Origin of the sequence: Mesorhizobium sp. M4A.F.Ca.ET.022.05.2.1, assembly GCF_003998845.1 — a bacterium.
GTDB lineage: Bacteria > Pseudomonadota > Alphaproteobacteria > Rhizobiales > Rhizobiaceae > Mesorhizobium.
On record NZ_RZOJ01000687.1, the window covers coordinates 1 to 1,596 of the forward strand.

Annotated in this window: 1 protein-coding gene; it reads right to left on the minus strand. The window is 63.6% G+C overall.

All coding sequences use genetic code 11. The features are described 5' to 3' along the window. Window positions 1–1,596: hypothetical protein (locus EN745_RS36455; RefSeq protein ID WP_189363267.1), on the minus strand; the 1,596-nt coding region annotated here is incomplete at both ends.

A 1,596-nucleotide genomic window follows, 5' to 3' on the forward strand; every position in this document is an offset into this window, starting at 1 on the left:
TCTTCCGGCTGCATGGACCGTGCAACGCTGATCGTGGTGATGGGGGTTTGGTTGACGCGCACTTCGACGCGCGGAATTCGGCCGTCCTTGTCGGCAAGCTGCATGATCCGGAGATCGATGACAACGCCGCGGCTGCCCAGGTCGCGATTGGGCAATAGTATGCGCTGCACCTTGTCCCTGCCCCAACGGCCCCAGGCCTCCGGCGAACACCATCCCCGATCGAGAAGCGGTTCGAGCTCACCGCCGGCGGCGGCGCTGAGCCATCGATTGGAAAGCAACAGAGGCTGCGAACAGTCCGACTTAGGCAAGCGATACAGGCGGCGAAGCGGGTCGTCACTGACCAGCCGCGCGCCGACCGCGCTCAGCCGGCTGTCCCATGCCGCGAGCTCGGTAGCGTCGTAGCCGCGGCGATCCACCAGCACCGCGTCGAAATTGTAGCCGGCTGACAGTTCGGCCAGGGCGCAGGGCGAGTCTGCGGTCTTCAGCAGGAGTTGCAGGTGTGACAGATTTTCGCTTCCCCGCGAGCCGCCGTAACTCCAGTGCCTGGAACTGCCCGGAGCGCTGAAGACAAAGGGCAATAAATGGTTGTAGGGCTCGAAGCCGCGGATCGTGGGCGCTTCGGGCCAGGCCGCCATCGGCAGCTGGAGAATCCGCCGCAGCCCTTCAGAATCCGCCACCGCCAAAGTCGCGCGGATGCTTGTCATCTCCGTGGCAAAAGCCGGCTGGCGCTGCAAGGCGTGCTGCTGACCGGCAAACAGCGCAAAGCTGCCAATGCTGTTCACAAGCACCAGGACAACGAGAGCTACCGCGGCTGTCACGCCGCCGATCGAACGGCCGAACCTGGATCGCAGCCGGAGCACCACCCGCTGCCATAACCTGAAGAACACCAGCAGCGCCGCGAATGCAAAGAACGGCGCGATGCGATTCTGTGCGCGGATCTCCGGCCTCATCAACAGATTGAAGATCAATCCCAGACCGAAGGGCGCACAATAGATCATGCAGAAGACGAGATATGCGTTCAATGTCGGCGTCAGGCCTCCGTAGGCCGGCCGGACACCAGGACCGCGCCTTCGCAACAGCAATGAACCAAACAGGGCGGCCAGCAATGCGAAAGCGGACAGGACGGGGCCAGGCCAGGCGTCCGTCCCCTCGGTCTTGCCGCGGATGGCCATGTAATCACGCAGTGCATTCCGCGCGACGCCGAATGGCTCCAGCCCGATGATCACGTCGGAGATACGAAAACCATAGAGCGGCTGGTCGGCTGCTGTTCTTGCTGGGAAGCCAGCGTCGCCTGGCGTGACCGCGACGAAGAACGCCAGGATTGGCACCAGCACGGCCAGCGTCACGCCAGCCGGCAGTGCCATGGCCGGCAGATAGCGCCAGTCCCGCTCCTGCGTGGCCAGGGCCAGCCCGACAAACCCCCAGGTAAGCAGGGAAAAGAAGCTGTAGTAGATTCCGGACGTGGCGATAACCATGCAGCATGCGAGCGTGACCGGATCCTTGACCATGCCGGTCGGCGACCGATTGCGAACGGCCATGACAATGCGAGGCAGGATCAGGAACGCAAGCGGCGCCGCATAATAGGCGGCGAGATAG